The sequence below is a fragment of the Vibrio splendidus genome (assembly GCF_003345295.1).
Classification (GTDB): Bacteria; Pseudomonadota; Gammaproteobacteria; order Enterobacterales; family Vibrionaceae; genus Vibrio; species Vibrio splendidus_K.
In genome coordinates this window covers 977,589-993,929 of the sequence record NZ_CP031056.1, presented here as the reverse complement: position 1 = coordinate 993,929, position 16,341 = coordinate 977,589, and the positions used below count along the sequence as shown (strand labels likewise).

Here is a 16,341-nt window from a genome sequence, read left to right as displayed (position 1 = left end):
CCCTTACTTCACAACAATGGTGATAGTTGCAACAGGGTTTAACCAACGATGACTACTGCTATCGAGGTCACTGATACCGCCCGCCGCGTCACTATCACCAATGTTACCCGGATGAATATGAACCTTAGCGTTTGATACTGCAGTTTCTACACCAGAGCCACCAGCGCCAAAGGTAATGAATGGAGGGTTCGGCATGCTGCCCGCCAGCTCATCATTGGCTTCTGTACCTGCGTCATAGCCATTGAGGGTCGCTTTGTAGGTGCCCGCTTGAGTTGGGATTTTCCAACTGTCTAAGCCAACAAAACCGTCGTTGGTTGGCAGCAGCATTGCACCCAATGACAAATAAGCTAAATCACCAGTGTCGATATTAAATGTAGTTGCGACGCCCGGATTGAGAATTCCGCCGGCTGGATTTTCAACCACCACGCCGCCCGCGTTAGCAATGACACCAGATAAACCTGAAATATCGCCACCTTCGGCCATCGATTCTAGTTCCGCAGAAGCAGTTTCACCCGTTCTAAACATGAACAGGCTTGAGTCATGAGCCGCCGCTAAGATAGGCGTAAAGTAGATCCCTTTCGTTGCATTAGTGACAGTGACTTCAAGCTCAGCAGCCTGAACTTGAGCCGCTCCGAAGGCCAACATAGCCGAGCTGATCACTAAGCTGATTTGAGTACGTTTATTCATTTTGATTCCATCCTTTATCGAGTCCTATCGTTGCCAACAAAACGAGTAACAGCGATATACCGTTACCTTTGCCAGAACGAATTGTGGTGTTGTTGACTCTAAGAATGGCGATCAAATCTATCAGCAACTTCATTGAATTCTCATAAAACTCTCACAAGTTTCTTTAAACTTCTCACCACCCAGAAAAATAGACATAAGATATTGATATATAAATAGAAACTCTCGTTATAAAAATGAGAGTCACACAAGAAACCATGGTTCTAGAATAGCGTAGACCAAACGCAAAAAGGCCCAATCGATATACCGACTGGGCCTTTCACTGATGTATAAAGCTTCTCTCTGGAAGACTCTATTCGCTTCCAACTGAGCTAGCCGAACAACACCAATTTAGAATGCGTAGTTTGCGTCAACAAGTTCGCTTACTTCAACTTTGCTTACTTCTGCGCGAGCTTCAAGCCACTGCGCTACTTGCAGTTGCTCTGCTTCTGTCACTGAACGGTAGCGCTCAATAGAACATAAGAAACCTTCGAACAGCTCTAAACCACCGCCACCAAAGCACAGGCCGATGCTGTCGATAAAATCGATAAATTCATCGATGAACACATCGTATTGGTCAAAATCAGCAATCGAAGTCGTGCAGCTTACTTCAAAACCTAAAATAGCGAATTCACCTAGGTATAACTTCTTGCGTAGGCGACGATTTTTGTTTTCGATTTTATCTAATTTCATAACTGTCTCTCTTTTCGTTTGATAAAGCATTTATACACAGTTCCTCGTTAATTCCCAAGAGTTTTGTATTACACGAGAGGCTTAACAGGAAAAATCGTGCTGCAGAAACAAAACCTTAATCAAAACTATAAAAATCTGTCACTTAACTGCTTCACGATTGGTCACACATTGACCCAACTTATTAACTCATTAGTTAGTGGGTAAGTCATGAATAACGAATAATAAATTCAGCCAATAGGAAGCAGTCCCGATGAGCAAGGAAACATTTGATAGTACTCGTTTTAACAAGAGTAACAACAAGCCCTTCGAAGAAGTTCTAGATGCGAACCTTTCAAGAAGAAACATTCTGAAAGGCGGTTTAGGCATCAGTGCAATGACCGCATTTGGCGCGTTTGGTTTGGCGGGTCACAGCACGGCTAACGCTGCGACAATGCAAGCAACGGGCGCACAAAAAAGCACTGCAACACTTGCCTTCGAATCGGTTAAAGGCTCATTGACAGACAGTGTCGTTGTACCAAAAGGCTATACAGCACAGGTATTAGTTCCTTGGGGGACTCCGCTTAACAAGCAAGGCAATGCTTGGTTAAAAGACGGCACCAACAATGCACAAGATCAAGCCAACGCATTAGGCATGCATCACGATGGCATGCACTTCTTCCCGCTTGATGGCAACAGCAATGATGGCTTATTGGTGATCAACCACGAATACATCGACCAAAAAGCGCTGCACGCTAATGGTCCAACATACGATGAAGGCAACCGCCCTAGCCTTGATGAAGTACGCAAAGAGATCAACGCGCACGGCGTGAGTGTGGTTCGCGTGAAACTAGAAGGTAACCAATGGGTGATGGTCGATAACGATCCACTGAATCGCCGCTACACGGGCGCTACAGTAATGGATCTGTCTGGCCCTGTAGCTCACAGTGAATTTACCAAGACCAAGTTCTCACAAGACGGCAGCCAAGCTCGTGGCACACTGAACAACTGTGGTAATGGCTTCACGCCATGGGGCACTTACCTAACGTGTGAAGAGAACTGGCCGGGTTACTTCGTGAACAAAGGCGAAACAACGCCAGCACAAGAACGTATTGGTATCGCAACCGACAAAACACGTTACGGTTGGGACACGCTTTCAGGTAACAAACAAGAACGCTTAGACGAGTTTGCACGCTTTGATGTAACACCAAGCGCTGATTCACCGATGGACGACTACCGTAACGAAGCACATGGTCACGGCTACATTGTTGAAATCGACCCATACACAGCGAACTCTCGCGCTAAGAAACGTTCTGCACTGGGTTGTTTCCGCCATGAAGGCTGTACGTTCGGTAAGTTAACCGAAGGCGAGCCAATCGTGTTCTACTCTGGTCACGACTCTCGCTTTGAATACCTGTACAAATTCGTTTCTGAAGAGAAATGGGACGCACGCGATGCAGAGCCAAGCAATCGTCTAAACGCGGGGGACAAGTACATGGACAAGGGCACCCTGTATGTGGCTAAGTTCAATGATGATGGTTCAGGTACTTGGCTACCACTGACTCTGAGCAGTAAGACCACAAACGGCGGCAAGCTAGGTGATTCATTTGATTCTCAAGCAGCACTTATCATTAATACCGCAGGCGCAGCCGACCTTGTAGGCGCAACGCCAATGGATCGCCCTGAGTGGTGCTCTGTTGACCCAATGACAGGTACGGCTTACCTAACGTTGACGAATAACAACAAGCGTAAAGAAGCGAACTCAGCAAACCCTCGCGTAAACAACAAATTCGGTCATGTTATTCGTTGGGATGAAGGCAAAACCGCAGGTGAATTCGATTGGGATATCTTTGTCTTCGGTTCTCCAGCAGTGGAAGACAAGTCTATTAACCGCTCGGGGCTAACAGACATGAACCAATTCGCGAGCCCTGACGGCTTAGCGTTTGATGCTCGTGGCATTTTGTGGATTCAGACAGATAACGGCGCAGACGAAGTAACGGGCTACACCAATGACCAAATGCTGGCAGTGGTTCCGTCTCAGTTAACGGATGACAACGGCAACAGCGCGGTGATTGATGCAAACAACCAAGCACAGCTCAAACGCTTCTTTGTTGGTCCAAACGGTTGTGAAGTGACTGGCTTTACCATTAGCCCAGATTACAAATCACTGTTTGTGAACATTCAACATCCAGCTAACTGGCCATCGTCTGAAGATGCAACGGCTCAAACTCAAGGCAATGTTCGCCCAAGAGCATCTACCGTTGTGATTCGTCGTGAAGACGGCGGTGAAATCGCAGTCTAATACGTAGACAGGCTCAGATCAGAGACATTTCTGTTATCTAGTTTCTGTTCGCTAGCTAAGTAAAATCAAAAAGAGCGATATGGCCAAATGCCCTATCGCTCTTTTTTAAATTCTATACGATCTTTGATTCAACTAATGATCTGCGACTTTGTAAACTGCTCTTCACCCCAAACCAAATCACGCACCGTTATCGTTGATCGCAATACCGTTAATCACAGTTAACTCACGAACAACCAAACACCAACGCCCATCATCAACGTACCTGCAATACGGTTCATTAACTTAACGTTATCGGCTTTGCCCAGCATATGCTTTAAGCTCTTTCCGCCTGTCGCGTATAAAGTCATGCAAACAAACTCAGAAACCAGAATAATAGACACTAAAATTAACAACTGCGGCGCTAAGTCTTTATTACTATTAATGAAAGGAGGCAGTAATGAAATCATGAACGCCCAGCCTTTCGGATTCGCAATCGCTGTCACGAAACCTTGTACCACTAAATCCCAATCATTACTGACTTTGGTTGTTTGATTATCAGTACTGATCGCCAACTTGCCTCTTGAACGCCACATCTGAACGCCTAAATAGAACAAGTAAGCTGCACCAACAAATTTGAAGCCCGTAAATAGCCACGGGTAGTTAAGCATAATAGAAGCAATACCTAATACCGCGGCAATAGAAACTACAGCGACACCAGCCAACTCACCGATCATCATCCATAATGTACGCTTGTACCCCACACTCATTCCCAGTGTCAAAGCCAAGGTCATACACATACCGGGCGTGATTGAGACAAAGAAAAACGTGGGAATAAAAGCCCAAAGTAGTGCGCTATCCATATTATTACCTTACTGGCTTATTTTTATTTAGTAGCTTTTGCTTCTTGATCGGACTTGAAACGAAGCGATATTGAAACGAAGTAGTGATGACAATAACCAATATTGCGAACAATACAAACAAAAAGAGCCACATAACAGTGGCTCTTTTCAATCACCAACCGTAATTACTTACGACGGTTTTTAATTCGCTTCATCATAGTCAAACGACGTTCAGCGCTTGCTTGATCTTGTGGCTCTTCGTTCGCGTTGTTCTTACGACCTTGACGGTTTTTGTAAGCCGATTTAGTGTTCAGCTTCTCAATGTAAGCATCACGCTTCTTCGGTTCATAACCCGGCTGTTCAACACGGCGAATACGTTGTTGGATCAGTTTTTCAACTTGAACAACAGTCAGCTCTTCTTCGCGGTTAACGAAAGAAATCGCATGACCTTGTTTACCAGCACGGCCTGTACGGCCAATACGGTGAACGTAATCTTCCGCGAGGAAAGGCATGTCGTAGTTAATTACGTGTGGTAAGTCTTCGATATCAAGACCACGAGCCGCAACGTCGGTTGCAACCATCACACGTGCTCTGCCTTCTTTGAAATCATCCAAAGCACGACGACGAGCGCTTTGCGCTTTATCACCGTGACAAAGTACCGCTTTAATGCCGTCTAGCTTAAGCTCTTTAACGACGTCATTCGCTGTTTCTTTGTAGTTCACAAACACAAGAACTTGACGCCAGTTTTTACGGCCAATAAGCTCAGAAAGCAGTTCAGTTTTGCGTTCTTGGTCCACAGGATACACCACGTGACCAACAGTTGCAGCCGTTGAGTTTTCACGCTCAACACTGATACGTTTTGGTTTACGTAGAATATCAACAGACAGTTGGTTTAACTGAGTTGATGTTGTAGCTGAGAACATCATGATTTGTGGAGAGGTTTCCACATCCAACATGATCTTACGAACGGCATTGATAAAGCCCATATCAAGGATACGGTCAGCTTCATCAAATACTAGAAACTCTAGGTTTGCGATAGACACGTTACCCGCTTCTAAGTGCTCTTCTAAACGACCAGGTGTTGCAACCAAAATATCCACACCCAGTTCTAATTGACGAACTTGTGAAGACATTTTGTTACCACCGTAAACCGCTGAAACGCTTAGTTCAGTGTATTTAACGTAGTCTTTAATATTTTGAGCGATCTGCGCAGCAAGCTCACGAGTTGGAGCAAGAATAAGGCCGCGAGCCGTTCCTCTAGACGCCTTTTTACCGCTGTTCAAAAGGTGTTGGATAACAGGCAATGAAAATGCCGCTGTTTTACCCGTACCGGTTTGAGCAGTAGCAAAAATATCATGGCCTTTACGAGCCATTGGAATCGCTTTTTGTTGAATTGGAGTGAGTTTTTCATAACCACACTCAGTCAACGCTTTGACTAATTCAGGAGCAAAACCTTGAGAGGAAAATGACATTGTTACGGGTTCCTTAAGCAGACAGCCTACATTCTTATTTCAGCCGAGCACTATAAAGTAATTAGAGTGATTTATCTCACATTTATCGTGATATAACGCAAACTTTCTCATTTAATCTGGTGTTTACCCCACCTTCAACGAAGTAAACACCGAGATCATCAGTTCAAACAGTAAAAATAGCGCTATTTGATACCACACAGCTTGAGTAGAATCAGCTCGAGATCGCCCCAAGGCATGAGCTGTGAGTCAATCACTTCAAGTCGAGATTCAAAACCATCGAGCGTAATTTCGTTTACAGATACAACTTGATTCGCCACATTGAATGCGTAACAACCTTGGTCGGTATTCACCACCGCTTTTACACGCTCAGCCGTCAAATCAGACAACATTGAGAATAGCGCATCAAAATCAAATTTGTGTTCAGCGCCAAACAACCAGCCACAGCTAAAGTAACCCTGCCCTTTATTCTCTTTGCGGATGAAAGCTTCACCGGGAGGAAGTTGGAATTGTGGCTCTTGTTCAGCGTGATCGTGATGGTGAGCTTCAATATGAGATGAAGCACTGCCGTATACTCTTTCAATATCCAACACTTCCAATGGCACTTCACCATCGTGAATTAGCTTATGGAAGACTTTCGCTGGCGTTTGATCCGTCACCCAATCATTGAACACATCGATGTCTTCAGAATGAACAAGGTCAACTTTAGTACCAAGAATCACATCTGCACTGCCCAGTTGATCATTGAAATTCTGACTCGAGGTGTATTTTTCATTGGATAGGTTTCGTGGGTCAACCAAGCCAAGCGTCGCTTTTAAATCAACATAAGGTGTGTATTGCTCTGAAGTTAGCGTCGCAATAACCTGTTTAGGGTGACCAAGCCCTGTAGGCTCAATCAATAAACGATCTGGCTTTTGGCGCAATAAAGCATTAATGCCCACCGACATAGGCACGCCCGCAGTACAACACATGCAGCCACCCGGCACTTCTTTAATCAAAGCGCCTTGATCTGTCATCAATGCGCCATCAATGCCGATTTCCCCGAATTCATTAACCAGAACAGCCCAGTTTTCATTCTCAGGTTTGTTTTTGAGCAGGTTCAAAATAGCGGTCGTTTTACCGACACCCAGAAAACCCGTAATTATGTTTGTAGGAACTTTTTTGGTCATATCAGTTCTCCTTTTTCAGGGAGTATATACTCAATCACCGAAAAGTTGACCCCAATCGATTGTTTATACTGAGATTCATTAATAGAGATATGGCGAAAATACAATCAGAATAGATAAGAGTAGAAATAAATATAGGGTAAATAGATAGGTAGATGCGAAGTTTGGACGCTCCAGACGAACTAAAGGCGTACTTACTCAGTACGCCTCACCCTCGTTACTCAATCGTGAGTTCGCGAATCAGGAAGCCTTAAATATCGACCTGAACATTTAACGAGGAACTAAAACTTTATTCTGAATCCATCCAAATTGTGTGTAAAACCTCACTTCTCCTTGCGGTTTGTTATGTTGCTTTACGATTTAACTATGGTTCATTTTTGAGGATATTCAAGCCACCACCAGAGAATCGATCAAAATTGTGACGGCGATTCAACTATTGCCCATAGATTCCATTTATGTAACACGTGCATTCCATAAATGAAATTCAACTTTTCATCTTTGTTGCTATAGGATATCCAGAGGACGCGTATAATTTACGACAACCCCGCCTTAACCCATTCAGGAGCCTTATCTCAATGACCAGAAGAGAGAAAATTAAGCAGTCCCTACTCGCCAAAATGCCAAGGGATGCTATTAATCAATTTCTCTCAAGAGATAAGACACCCGCTTCTGTTCTCTTTCTTTCTTGTATTGTTGGTGTACTTGCTGGTGTGGTAGGTACCTATTTCGAAGTCGCGGTTCATTTCATCACAGAAACTCGTACCGATTGGCTAAAAGATGAAATCGGTAGTCATTTACCCCTTTGGCTCGCCGCTTTCCTAATTAGTGCAGCATTTGCCTTTATTGGTTATTTCCTCGTGCACCGCTTTGCTCCAGAGGCTGCAGGCTCAGGCATCCCTGAAATTGAAGGGGCGATGGACGGTATGCGCCCTGTTCGATGGTGGAGAGTATTGCCAGTAAAATTCTTTGGCGGTATGGGCGCATTAGGTTCTGGTATGGTTTTAGGTCGAGAAGGACCAACCGTTCAAATGGGCGGCAGTATTGGTCGCATGGTCACCGATATCTTTCGAGTCAAAGATGACGACACTCGCCACTCACTATTAGCTTCGGGTGCCGCAGGTGGTTTAGCCGCCGCATTCAATGCACCACTGGCTGGCATCATGTTTGTAGTCGAGGAGATGAGACCACAGTTTCGCTACTCACTCATCTCAATTAAAGCCGTCATCATCTCCGCGGTTTCAGCCAACATCGTTTTTCGATCAATCAACGGACAGTCTGCCGTTATCACAATGCCTCAATACCAACCGCCTGAACTGGATGCTCTGTGGTTGTTCTTGTTGTTAGGCGTGTTGTTCGGCCTGTTTGGTGTGATTTTCAATAAGCTGATTACACTTTCGCAAGACCTTTTTGTGGCAATACACAAGAATGACCGTAAACGCTACTTAATGACAGGCTCCCTGTTGGGCGGTTGCTTTGGCTTATTGCTGCTCTATATACCGGAGTTGACTGGCGGTGGTATTGGTATCATCCCGAACATCACTAATGGCAACTACAGCGCAAACGTGCTGCTGTTAATCTTTCTAGGCCGCGTGCTCACCACGCTACTTTGTTTCGGCTCTGGTGCACCGGGTGGTATCTTTGCACCAATGCTTGCTCTAGGAACACTCTTTGGTTACGCGTTTGGGCTTATCGCGGCGGCATTCTTTCCTGAACTGAATATAGAGCCGGGTATGTTTGCGATTGCTGGTATGGGAGCTTTGTTTGCTGCGACTGTTCGAGCACCCATTACAGGCATATTATTGGTTATTGAAATGACCAATAACTACTATCTCATTCTACCGTTGATCATCACTTGCTTAGGGGCAGTTATCATTGCTCAAATGCTAGGCGGTCAGCCGATTTACAGTCAGTTGTTGAATCGTACGCTTAAGAACGAAAAGCTACGACAGCAAGATCTTCCTCAGCAAGAGGAAGTACGTTAACTACTTTGAATGTATAGAGTTCCTTTACTACGTCAGTACGAAAAGTGAGTTAATTACAAATAACTCAAAAAAATAAAGCACACTTTCCTCGTGCTTAATGTCCCGATTCCGCATCAAAATCAAAAAAGCAAACGTTAAACTTGCTATCATCCACTCAAAATTATTTGAGTGCTCTTAACATCTATTGATGGCATAACTGAACGCTCTAGCTAGAGCAAACATTCAATAATTAACTCATACACCTTTAGTAACCCGCATTCTATAAATAATTAAGTTGGAGCAAGTCGTTGAATTGGAGAAGATTAACCCAAGTAAAAAATGTGCCGCCATCTCAGGCGTCTTTAGCACTTGGAGTAATTGGATTAGGACAGGCGTGGGCTTTATATGTACCAGGTATTGGTGAAATCACTCGCCCCTACCTCGCTTCGTTGGGCGCTCTATTATTACTTCCTGTTTTACTTCGCTACCTAACGAGTTTTAATACCTTCTTAAATGATATACGTCACCCGTTAAGTGGTAGCTTAATGGCACCGATGAGCATGGCTTTATTAATTCTGTGTGACTATCTAGCCGAAATCTCTCCAGTCATTGCTTATCCAGTCTGGTTCTGCGCGTTATTGTTGCATTTTACCATGATGGTGTTGTTCTTTAGTTTCCAGATCATCAACTTCAAAATGTCGAACATTGTACCGAGTTGGTTTCTGTATCCGGTGGGGTTAATCAGCAGCTCCTTAGCAGGTACACAATTTGGGCACACCGTTTTTTCAGAAACACTTGCGGCCACTTGTATCGGTATCTATTTCCTAATGCTGCCAGTGGTGTTGTACCGCTTGGTATTCGAAGGAAACCTTCCTCGTCGAGCAAGGCCAACACTGGCCATTATGGCGGCTCCTGTAAACCTGTCTTTAGCCGCTTACTTAGTTAACTTCGACAATCCAGACCCGATTCTGACAGGCGCGTTGGCAGGTATTGCCATCACCATGACACTGTTAATCTATCTGTGTTATATCCGGTTGATGCGTCTGAAATTCCAACCTTCGATTGCAGCCGTCACCTTCCCTTCAGTGATCAGTGCCATAGCTATGCACCGTTTGACTACGTTTTTCGGCGCAGAATACCCACAATGGTATTGGCTGCACAAATTCGGTTTCTTTGAACTAACTATTGCCACCATTTTAGTTATTTGGGTCGCTGGCGGTTACGTGAAAATGTACTGGCCGGAGTTTTTTGATACTGACTACATGTCTAAAAAGGTCAAACGTTCTTAGAGTTTACTTGGTAAAACTCAGTTGTTTTATCTGTACCAACAAAAAATTAGCTCTTAGCTCCCAAAATAACGCCATTTGTTACGTGTAACAAATGGCGTTATTGGTTCGCGCTGAATCAACTTACGATCGAAATGGTTTAATCGATCAAAGCACCATATTGGTCAAAGAATGGATAGGGACCATCACTATCTTCTATATAGCTAATATGAGAAACCACAGAATCCTCAGCTATGGTCAGAAGCTGTATAGCTTTAGGTTCTAATGAAAATGACGAGTTTGCCTTTGGATCCAGATCTAATGTGACTGAATGACTATGAGAAGGCCCCACCCAAACTGGAATTGAATTCCAAACTGCCGTAATTGGTCGATGTAGGTGGCCAGCACAAATACCCAAGATATTGCTAAAAGGCTTAATTATTTCGTAAAATTCATCAGCATTCTGCAAGTTCTGCACATCCATATGATTTAAACCTACGGCCATCGGTGGGTGATGGATGAACAACATTATTGGCCTATCTCGATATTGCTCTAATACCAAACTAAGCCATTCCAAAGTATCCGCTGCTAAATATCCATAAGGTTTACCAAGGACCGAAGTGTCTAAGCCAATAAGTACTTCGTCATGGATATCTACGACAAAATTACAATATTCATCGTGATCAAATGAAACAAGATTCGACAATCCCTGACGCAGATTGTGTCTATCATCATGGTTCCCAGGAATAACATACAATGGCATTTCAAATTCTGCGAGAGCCTTATTGATCAATTGATACTCTTCAGGCACTCCGAAATCACCCAAGTCTCCCGTCACCACAACACAATCAGGTTTTGGATGTAAGGCATTGATATGATTGACGGCATCATACAAACATTTCAACGTATCGACTTTCTTATAGGCGCGCTTGCCACCCTGCTTGATGTGCAAGTCTGTCAGTTGTGCAATTAACATGGTATTACTTCTTCAAAGGGATGAGCCGTTCAGGGGCAAAAGAGACCGCGACAACTTGACCAGTTTGGTAATCAACGCGCGCAAAGCAATCAACCATCAAAGTGCTCATTTTCTGTACCCCAGAGAGAGTGACACGTGTACGATCACCAAGAAAGACCGTACTAATAACCGTTGCCGTTAGTCCGTTGTTTTTATCAGTCACTTCCGTTAATAAAATATCTTCAGGCCTTAGCATTACGCTAATTTCTTTGTGAGTAGATACTTGTGCGAGAACCTGATCGGGCAAAATAATCTGCTTACATGTATCCAATAACAGGCATCCCTCACTCACTTGTCCTCCGAGACGGTTCATTTGACCAATGAAATCGGCAACAAAATTGTTAACCGGACTCAAATAGATATCTTTTGCTGAGCCAATTTGTGCAATTTCTCCATGGTCTAAAACTGCAATTCTATCGCCCATAGCCATTGCCTCTTCTTGATCATGAGTCACATAAACCGCTGTTATTCCCAACCTTTTTAGAAGGTCTCGGATATCGCCGCGCAACCTTTGCTTCAGTAGAGCATCTAACGCGGATAACGGTTCATCCAGTAAAAGGACATCAGGTTCAGTAATGATAGCCCTAGCTAACGCAACACGTTGACGCTGTCCGCCAGAAAGCTGATGTACGTTTCGACTGGCATACTTTTCCAAATCGAACATCTTAAGCATTTCTTTGAGTCTTCCTGCTCGTTCAGACTCACCAACACCACGAACTTTCAAACCATAAGTGATATTTTCACTTACATTCATATTTGGGAATAGCGCATAAGACTGAAATACCATCCCCACTTTACGCTTCTCGATAGGCAAACCAGTAACATCGTGGTCACCAAACACAATGGTTCCACCGTTGTCATCAGCAAACTCTAAGCCCGCAATCATACGTAATGTGGTTGTTTTTCCGCATCCTGATGGTCCAAGCAAAACTAAGATTTCGCCCGCCTCGATTTTTAGGCTCGTTGGCTTCAGCGCCAGTGTGCCATCTGGAAATGTCTTCGTAATATTGTTTAGCGAAATTTCTACGCCATTTTGCTGTTCTAACATATTGATTTTGATCTTAATTATTTGTCACTGGTTTCTTGTTCAATGCTTGAGCCAAGACCAATAGAGGGAGGATTAAACAAAGGAAAATTAGTGTGTAAGCCGAGCTAATTTCAAGCCTCATTGAAGCGTATGAGTCAGCTAAACCCACTGGTAAAGTCTTAGTTAATGGCGTGTGTAGCATCCATGTCAGGTTAAATTCACCAATTGACAAAGTGAGAGTCATCAACATGCCTGCGACAATACCGGCCTTGCAGTTGGGAATTATCACATCAAAAAATCGCTGCCAAAAAGTCGCGCCAAGACTTGCGGCTCCTTCCTCAAGAACACGGAAATTAATGCTCTGCAAAATTGACAGCACCGACTTAACCATGAACGGCAGTGTAAAAATCACATGTCCAACGAGAATAAACATCCAACTTGATCGGAAGTCAGTGAATCCTCCATAGGCTAGAATTAAACCTAACGAAATAGCCATCCCCGGAATTGCAATGGGTAGTGTAAGTAGCTCGTCAAAAATAGAAGCCCATCTACTTTTACTTTTCGCAAGTACGTAAGCACAAGGCACACCTACGACAACATTAATTAGCGTGGTAGCGATAGCTATTTGCAAAGTTAGCCAAATAGTATCTGAGTACAATGCCCATACCTGTTCAACCCACCTAAACGTAAATCCGCTTTTAATACCGACAAAATAGTTATTTGTAAGGCCAGCGACTACCGACATAAATACGGGCACAATCAAGAATGCGCAGACGGTCAGTGTGAATAGAAGTTGAATGTAGAAGTATTTGTCTTTCTTCATGATTAGCCCCCCATCGCAACTGATGCGTTACCATGACGCTTCGCCAACGCTAAACAAATCCAAGTAACTAAACCAAGGATCAAGCTCAGCGCCGCTGCCATGGCAAAATTGGCATTGAGCGTAAATTCTGTATATATCGTCATAGGAAGAACGTTGATGTTCGTTGCCAACGTAAACGCGGTACCAAATGCGCCCATTGACGTAGCAAAACATATCGAACCCGAGGAAATTAACCCTGGGGTTAGAGCAGGAAGTGTCACATCCTTAAAGATCTGCCAACGATTTGCACCTAATGAACGACCGGCTTCAAGTAGGTTATGATCAAGCTTTTCAGCCGTTCCCATTACTGTCAAAACCACGCGGGGAATAGAAAAATATAAATAGCCCAAGAATAGCCCTGCCATTGTGTATGCGAACATCCAACGATCACCCGTTAACATCAGCCCTAACTGGGCAAAGAGCCCTTGCCTTCCCGCAAGCATGATGACAAAAAATCCAATAACAACGCCCGGGAAGGCCAGTGGAAAGCTCAACATCGCAACCAAGAGCTGTTTACCTTTAAATTCATAGCGAGTTAAAAATAGTCCTGTGATGGTCGCTATCGTTAAACTAACTAAAGTCACAAGAACAGAGAGTCCAACCGTCGATACCAGACTCTTGAAATAAATAGGTCTGGTTAAAATATGCCAATAACTTATAGCGCCACCATCCACTAACGACACCTTGATTAGCTGGGCGACAGGCAATAAAAAAAATGCACAGCTAACGATGATGGCTGGTAAAATCAGAAATAAGGAAATACGATTATTTTTCATAGAGATATTGGCGGGCTTAACCCCGCCATCCAACATTTTGATAAGCTATTAATTCACTTCTCGGATATACATATCCGCAAACGTAGACTGATTTTCGGACATTTTTGTAAAGTCTACAGACCCAACTCGTTCATACTCTGTTGCAGGAAGAAATTTACTCTGTGCCTCTTCACTCATAACGCCATCGATAACCGGGCGTAAGTATGCTTCAGCCCACAGTTGTTGGCCTTTATCTGACAATACAAAGTCTAAAATCTTCTGGGCATTTTCTGAGTTTGGAGAGTTCTTCACTTTACTCATTACATAGGGAACAGCAATTGAGCCTTCCTTAGGAATAACAAAGGCAGCATTAGTAAAGTCATTGTATTTGGCACGATACGCATTGAAGTCATAATCGATTAAGATTGGAATCTCTCCAGAAATCACACGAGCATAAGAGGTTTGTCTAGGAACTATTGGACGGTTAGTAGCCAACTTCTTGAAATATTCAATTGCTGGGGCAAAATTATCAATACTCCCTCCCATGGCTTCATTCACCGCTACCGCACTCGCGTAGCCAACAAAGGCACTCGTTGGGTCTAAGTACCCCACCATCCCACGATATTCAGGTTTTAAAAGGTCTTCCCAACTTGTCGGTACGTCAGCACCATCAAGTGCGTCTACGTTTACAAAAAAGCCAATCGTACCTGAGTGAATAGCAAACCAGTTCCCATTAGGATCTTTCATGCCTTCAGGTATCTTCTCCCAATTCTTTGGTTTATAAGCGTCTACAACACCTTGCTCTGTCGCATTAATACCGAAAGAAACACCGTAATAAACCACGTCAGCAACTGGGCTATTCTTTTCTGCCACGAGTTGGGATAAGGACTGGCCTGAGTTCTTGTTGTCCATAGGAACTCGTATTCCTAGCTCTTTATTGATCAACTGAAGTTGCCCCCCCCAGTTCGCCCATTCTGGCGGACAGTTGTAACAAATAGCATTGGATGCCTGAGCCTGAAAAGCGACTCCAGCAAAGCCAATGAATAAGCTAGCTAGTTTTCTCATTTTTGATAACTTTCCAGCTTGTATTAAATGATGTTGTGTCATTATGTTCTCCAACAAATCGTCCGTTAACTAAATTGGGTGATAACCGGAACCGCACCAAGCGATCCCTCCATTTGTAATTCATATTTCAGCGAAAATTCACGCTGTGCGATTGAGCCAGCTTTCGTATTAAACAAAATATCGACAGCCATTTTTCCCATATCGACATGTGGAACAGCAACCGTCGCCAAGCTAGGGCAAACCAACTGCCCAAGCCCCATACCATCAAAACCCACAACTGAAACGTCTTCTGGGATTCGTCTACTTTTACTCTTCAATGCATTTATTGTTTTTAGCGCGAGCAAATCATTGCTGCAAAACCAAACCGTAGGACCACACTCACCACTTAGTAACCTCATCTCAGAGTCAGTGAACGGAACAAGTTTGTTTTGGTCTACTTCAAGAAGCAGGTTTAATTCAACACCCTTCTCATAGAGACCTTGTTTGAATCCTTCATAACGTTTTTTTGCTCGGTCGGATGAGGCGAAGTGCCCTGTAATCATTCCTATCTTTGTATGGCCATATTCTAGAATTTTCTGTGCAACATCCTTGCCTGCCTGATAGTTATCAACGTAGATACAAGGTTCATTTTCAACAGATTGGTTGTGAAGCAAACAATAAGGAAACTTAAAACTGCGTAATAATTCGAGTGCAGCATTATCAGACACGTCGGCTATCGTTAAGATCACACCTTCCACTCTTTGACGGATCAGATCGATAGCTGCTTGTTGTTCTTGTTCACTATCATATTGAGTGTCCAGCACTATAGTCGAGTAGCCAAAATGCCGAGCACGCTGCTGAATACCTGCAACAACTTCTGAAAATACAGGATTCAATAAGCTCGGAATCAATACGCCAATCGTTGGGTTTTTATTGAACTCAAGAGCACGCGACTTCCTGTCTATTCGATAACCGGTTGTATCGATGACACGCTCGATCTTTTGAGCTGTAGCAGAAGCCACAGATTCTGGTGTGTTAACGAATCGAGAGACTGTCGCTGGGGAAACTCCCGCGAGAACTGCCACATCCTTGATATTCACTCGTTATCCCTACTCATCCCGTTAATTGATGAACGCAAGACTAGATGACAGGTGTGACAGTTTTATTAATGAAATTAGGCAATATCTACACTTTTAACCAACGTTAAAAGCACCTTCGAAGCAAATGGCGTCACTTTGATTTATGAAACAAATTTGTTTCATTCA

15 protein-coding genes are annotated in these 16,341 nt (G+C 43.7%); 3 read left to right on the top strand and 12 right to left on the bottom strand.

Features of this window, described 5'->3' with window-relative positions; genetic code table 11:
* Positions 1-3: 3 nt before the first annotated feature.
* The 3 genes from DUN60_RS20050 to DUN60_RS20045 all read right to left on the bottom strand — a co-directional run bounded on the left by DUN60_RS20050 (position 4) and on the right by DUN60_RS20045 (position 1,416).
* Positions 4-687, bottom strand: a complete 684-nt coding sequence (locus DUN60_RS20050) for a spondin domain-containing protein (RefSeq protein ID WP_114635226.1) — start codon at positions 685-687, stop codon at positions 4-6.
* Positions 680-820 (bottom strand): hypothetical protein, encoded by a 141-nt coding sequence (locus DUN60_RS24610; RefSeq protein WP_167409374.1) that lies wholly within the window; start codon positions 818-820, stop codon positions 680-682. The genes DUN60_RS20050 and DUN60_RS24610 overlap by 8 nt, the downstream gene beginning before the upstream one ends.
* Before the next feature lie 254 nt (positions 821-1,074).
* Entirely contained in the window at positions 1,075-1,416 is a 342-nt protein-coding gene (locus DUN60_RS20045; protein WP_004731398.1) for a YggL 50S ribosome-binding family protein, read from the bottom strand.
* Positions 1,417-1,666: 250 nt separating this feature from the next.
* Between DUN60_RS20045 and DUN60_RS20040 the strand changes: the two genes are divergently transcribed.
* Positions 1,667-3,694, top strand: coding sequence for a PhoX family protein (locus DUN60_RS20040; protein ID WP_114635225.1), 2,028 nt, complete (start codon positions 1,667-1,669; stop codon positions 3,692-3,694).
* Between the two features lie 218 nt (positions 3,695-3,912).
* Here DUN60_RS20040 and DUN60_RS20035 read toward each other — a convergent pair whose 3' ends face one another.
* From DUN60_RS20035 to DUN60_RS20025, 3 genes are all read right to left on the bottom strand, one after another.
* Positions 3,913-4,533: a LysE family translocator gene (locus DUN60_RS20035; RefSeq protein WP_004731394.1), complete on the bottom strand. Its 621-nt coding sequence runs from the start codon at positions 4,531-4,533 to the stop codon at positions 3,913-3,915.
* Positions 4,534-4,697: 164 nt separating this feature from the next.
* Positions 4,698-5,984 (bottom strand): DEAD/DEAH box helicase, encoded by a 1,287-nt coding sequence (locus tag DUN60_RS20030; RefSeq protein ID WP_012600498.1) that lies wholly within the window; start codon positions 5,982-5,984, stop codon positions 4,698-4,700.
* Positions 5,985-6,166: 182 nt separating this feature from the next.
* Positions 6,167-7,150, bottom strand: coding sequence for a CobW family GTP-binding protein (locus tag DUN60_RS20025; protein WP_114635224.1), 984 nt, complete (start codon positions 7,148-7,150; stop codon positions 6,167-6,169).
* A 572-nt stretch (positions 7,151-7,722) separates the two neighbouring features.
* Here DUN60_RS20025 and clcA point away from each other — a divergent pair.
* Entirely contained in the window at positions 7,723-9,129 is a 1,407-nt protein-coding gene (gene clcA, locus DUN60_RS20020) for a H(+)/Cl(-) exchange transporter ClcA (RefSeq protein WP_114635223.1), read from the top strand.
* Positions 9,130-9,416: 287 nt separating this feature from the next.
* Entirely contained in the window at positions 9,417-10,397 is a 981-nt protein-coding gene (locus tag DUN60_RS20015; RefSeq protein ID WP_208638371.1) for a TDT family transporter, read from the top strand.
* Positions 10,398-10,533: 136 nt separating this feature from the next.
* Here DUN60_RS20015 and DUN60_RS20010 read toward each other — a convergent pair whose 3' ends face one another.
* Genes DUN60_RS20010 through DUN60_RS19985 form a run of 6 tightly spaced genes read right to left on the bottom strand, consistent with a single transcriptional unit; the run spans position 10,534 to position 16,176 of the window.
* Positions 10,534-11,349 carry a phosphodiesterase gene (locus DUN60_RS20010; RefSeq protein ID WP_114635221.1) on the bottom strand — a complete coding sequence of 272 codons (816 nt, stop codon included), beginning with the start codon at positions 11,347-11,349 and terminating at the stop codon, positions 10,534-10,536.
* A 4-nt stretch (positions 11,350-11,353) separates the two neighbouring features.
* Complete coding sequence (locus tag DUN60_RS20005) at positions 11,354-12,436, bottom strand: ABC transporter ATP-binding protein (protein ID WP_114635220.1); 1,083 nt, start codon at positions 12,434-12,436, stop codon at positions 11,354-11,356.
* A gap of 13 nt (positions 12,437-12,449) precedes the next feature.
* Entirely contained in the window at positions 12,450-13,238 is a 789-nt protein-coding gene (locus DUN60_RS20000) for an ABC transporter permease (RefSeq protein ID WP_114635219.1), read from the bottom strand.
* Between the two features lie 2 nt (positions 13,239-13,240).
* Positions 13,241-14,053: an ABC transporter permease gene (locus tag DUN60_RS19995; RefSeq protein WP_114635768.1), complete on the bottom strand. Its 813-nt coding sequence runs from the start codon at positions 14,051-14,053 to the stop codon at positions 13,241-13,243.
* Between the two features lie 48 nt (positions 14,054-14,101).
* Positions 14,102-15,139: an ABC transporter substrate-binding protein gene (locus DUN60_RS19990; RefSeq protein WP_114635218.1), complete on the bottom strand. Its 1,038-nt coding sequence runs from the start codon at positions 15,137-15,139 to the stop codon at positions 14,102-14,104.
* A gap of 23 nt (positions 15,140-15,162) precedes the next feature.
* A complete protein-coding gene (locus DUN60_RS19985; protein ID WP_114635217.1) occupies positions 15,163-16,176 on the bottom strand; it encodes a LacI family DNA-binding transcriptional regulator in 1,014 nt (337 codons plus the stop codon).
* Positions 16,177-16,341 lie beyond the last annotated feature (165 nt).

What these genes read in the sequence shown, in the direction of transcription:
- DUN60_RS20050 (WP_114635226.1), bottom strand. Translation starts at nt 687, where the DNA reads ATGAATAAACGTACTCAAATCAGCTTAGTGATCAGCTCGGCTATGTTG.
- DUN60_RS24610 (WP_167409374.1), bottom strand. Translation starts at nt 820, where the DNA reads ATGAAGTTGCTGATAGATTTGATCGCCATTCTTAGAGTCAACAACACC.
- DUN60_RS20045 (WP_004731398.1), bottom strand. Translation starts at nt 1,416, where the DNA reads ATGAAATTAGATAAAATCGAAAACAAAAATCGTCGCCTACGCAAGAAG.
- DUN60_RS20040 (WP_114635225.1), top strand. Translation starts at nt 1,667, where the DNA reads ATGAGCAAGGAAACATTTGATAGTACTCGTTTTAACAAGAGTAACAAC.
- DUN60_RS20035 (WP_004731394.1), bottom strand. Translation starts at nt 4,533, where the DNA reads ATGGATAGCGCACTACTTTGGGCTTTTATTCCCACGTTTTTCTTTGTC.
- DUN60_RS20030 (WP_012600498.1), bottom strand. Translation starts at nt 5,984, where the DNA reads ATGTCATTTTCCTCTCAAGGTTTTGCTCCTGAATTAGTCAAAGCGTTG.
- DUN60_RS20025 (WP_114635224.1), bottom strand. Translation starts at nt 7,150, where the DNA reads ATGACCAAAAAAGTTCCTACAAACATAATTACGGGTTTTCTGGGTGTC.
- clcA (WP_114635223.1), top strand. Translation starts at nt 7,723, where the DNA reads ATGACCAGAAGAGAGAAAATTAAGCAGTCCCTACTCGCCAAAATGCCA.
- DUN60_RS20010 (WP_114635221.1), bottom strand. Translation starts at nt 11,349, where the DNA reads ATGTTAATTGCACAACTGACAGACTTGCACATCAAGCAGGGTGGCAAG.
- DUN60_RS20005 (WP_114635220.1), bottom strand. Translation starts at nt 12,436, where the DNA reads ATGTTAGAACAGCAAAATGGCGTAGAAATTTCGCTAAACAATATTACG.
- DUN60_RS20000 (WP_114635219.1), bottom strand. Translation starts at nt 13,238, where the DNA reads ATGAAGAAAGACAAATACTTCTACATTCAACTTCTATTCACACTGACC.
- DUN60_RS19995 (WP_114635768.1), bottom strand. Translation starts at nt 14,053, where the DNA reads ATGAAAAATAATCGTATTTCCTTATTTCTGATTTTACCAGCCATCATC.
- DUN60_RS19990 (WP_114635218.1), bottom strand. Translation starts at nt 15,139, where the DNA reads ATGACACAACATCATTTAATACAAGCTGGAAAGTTATCAAAAATGAGA.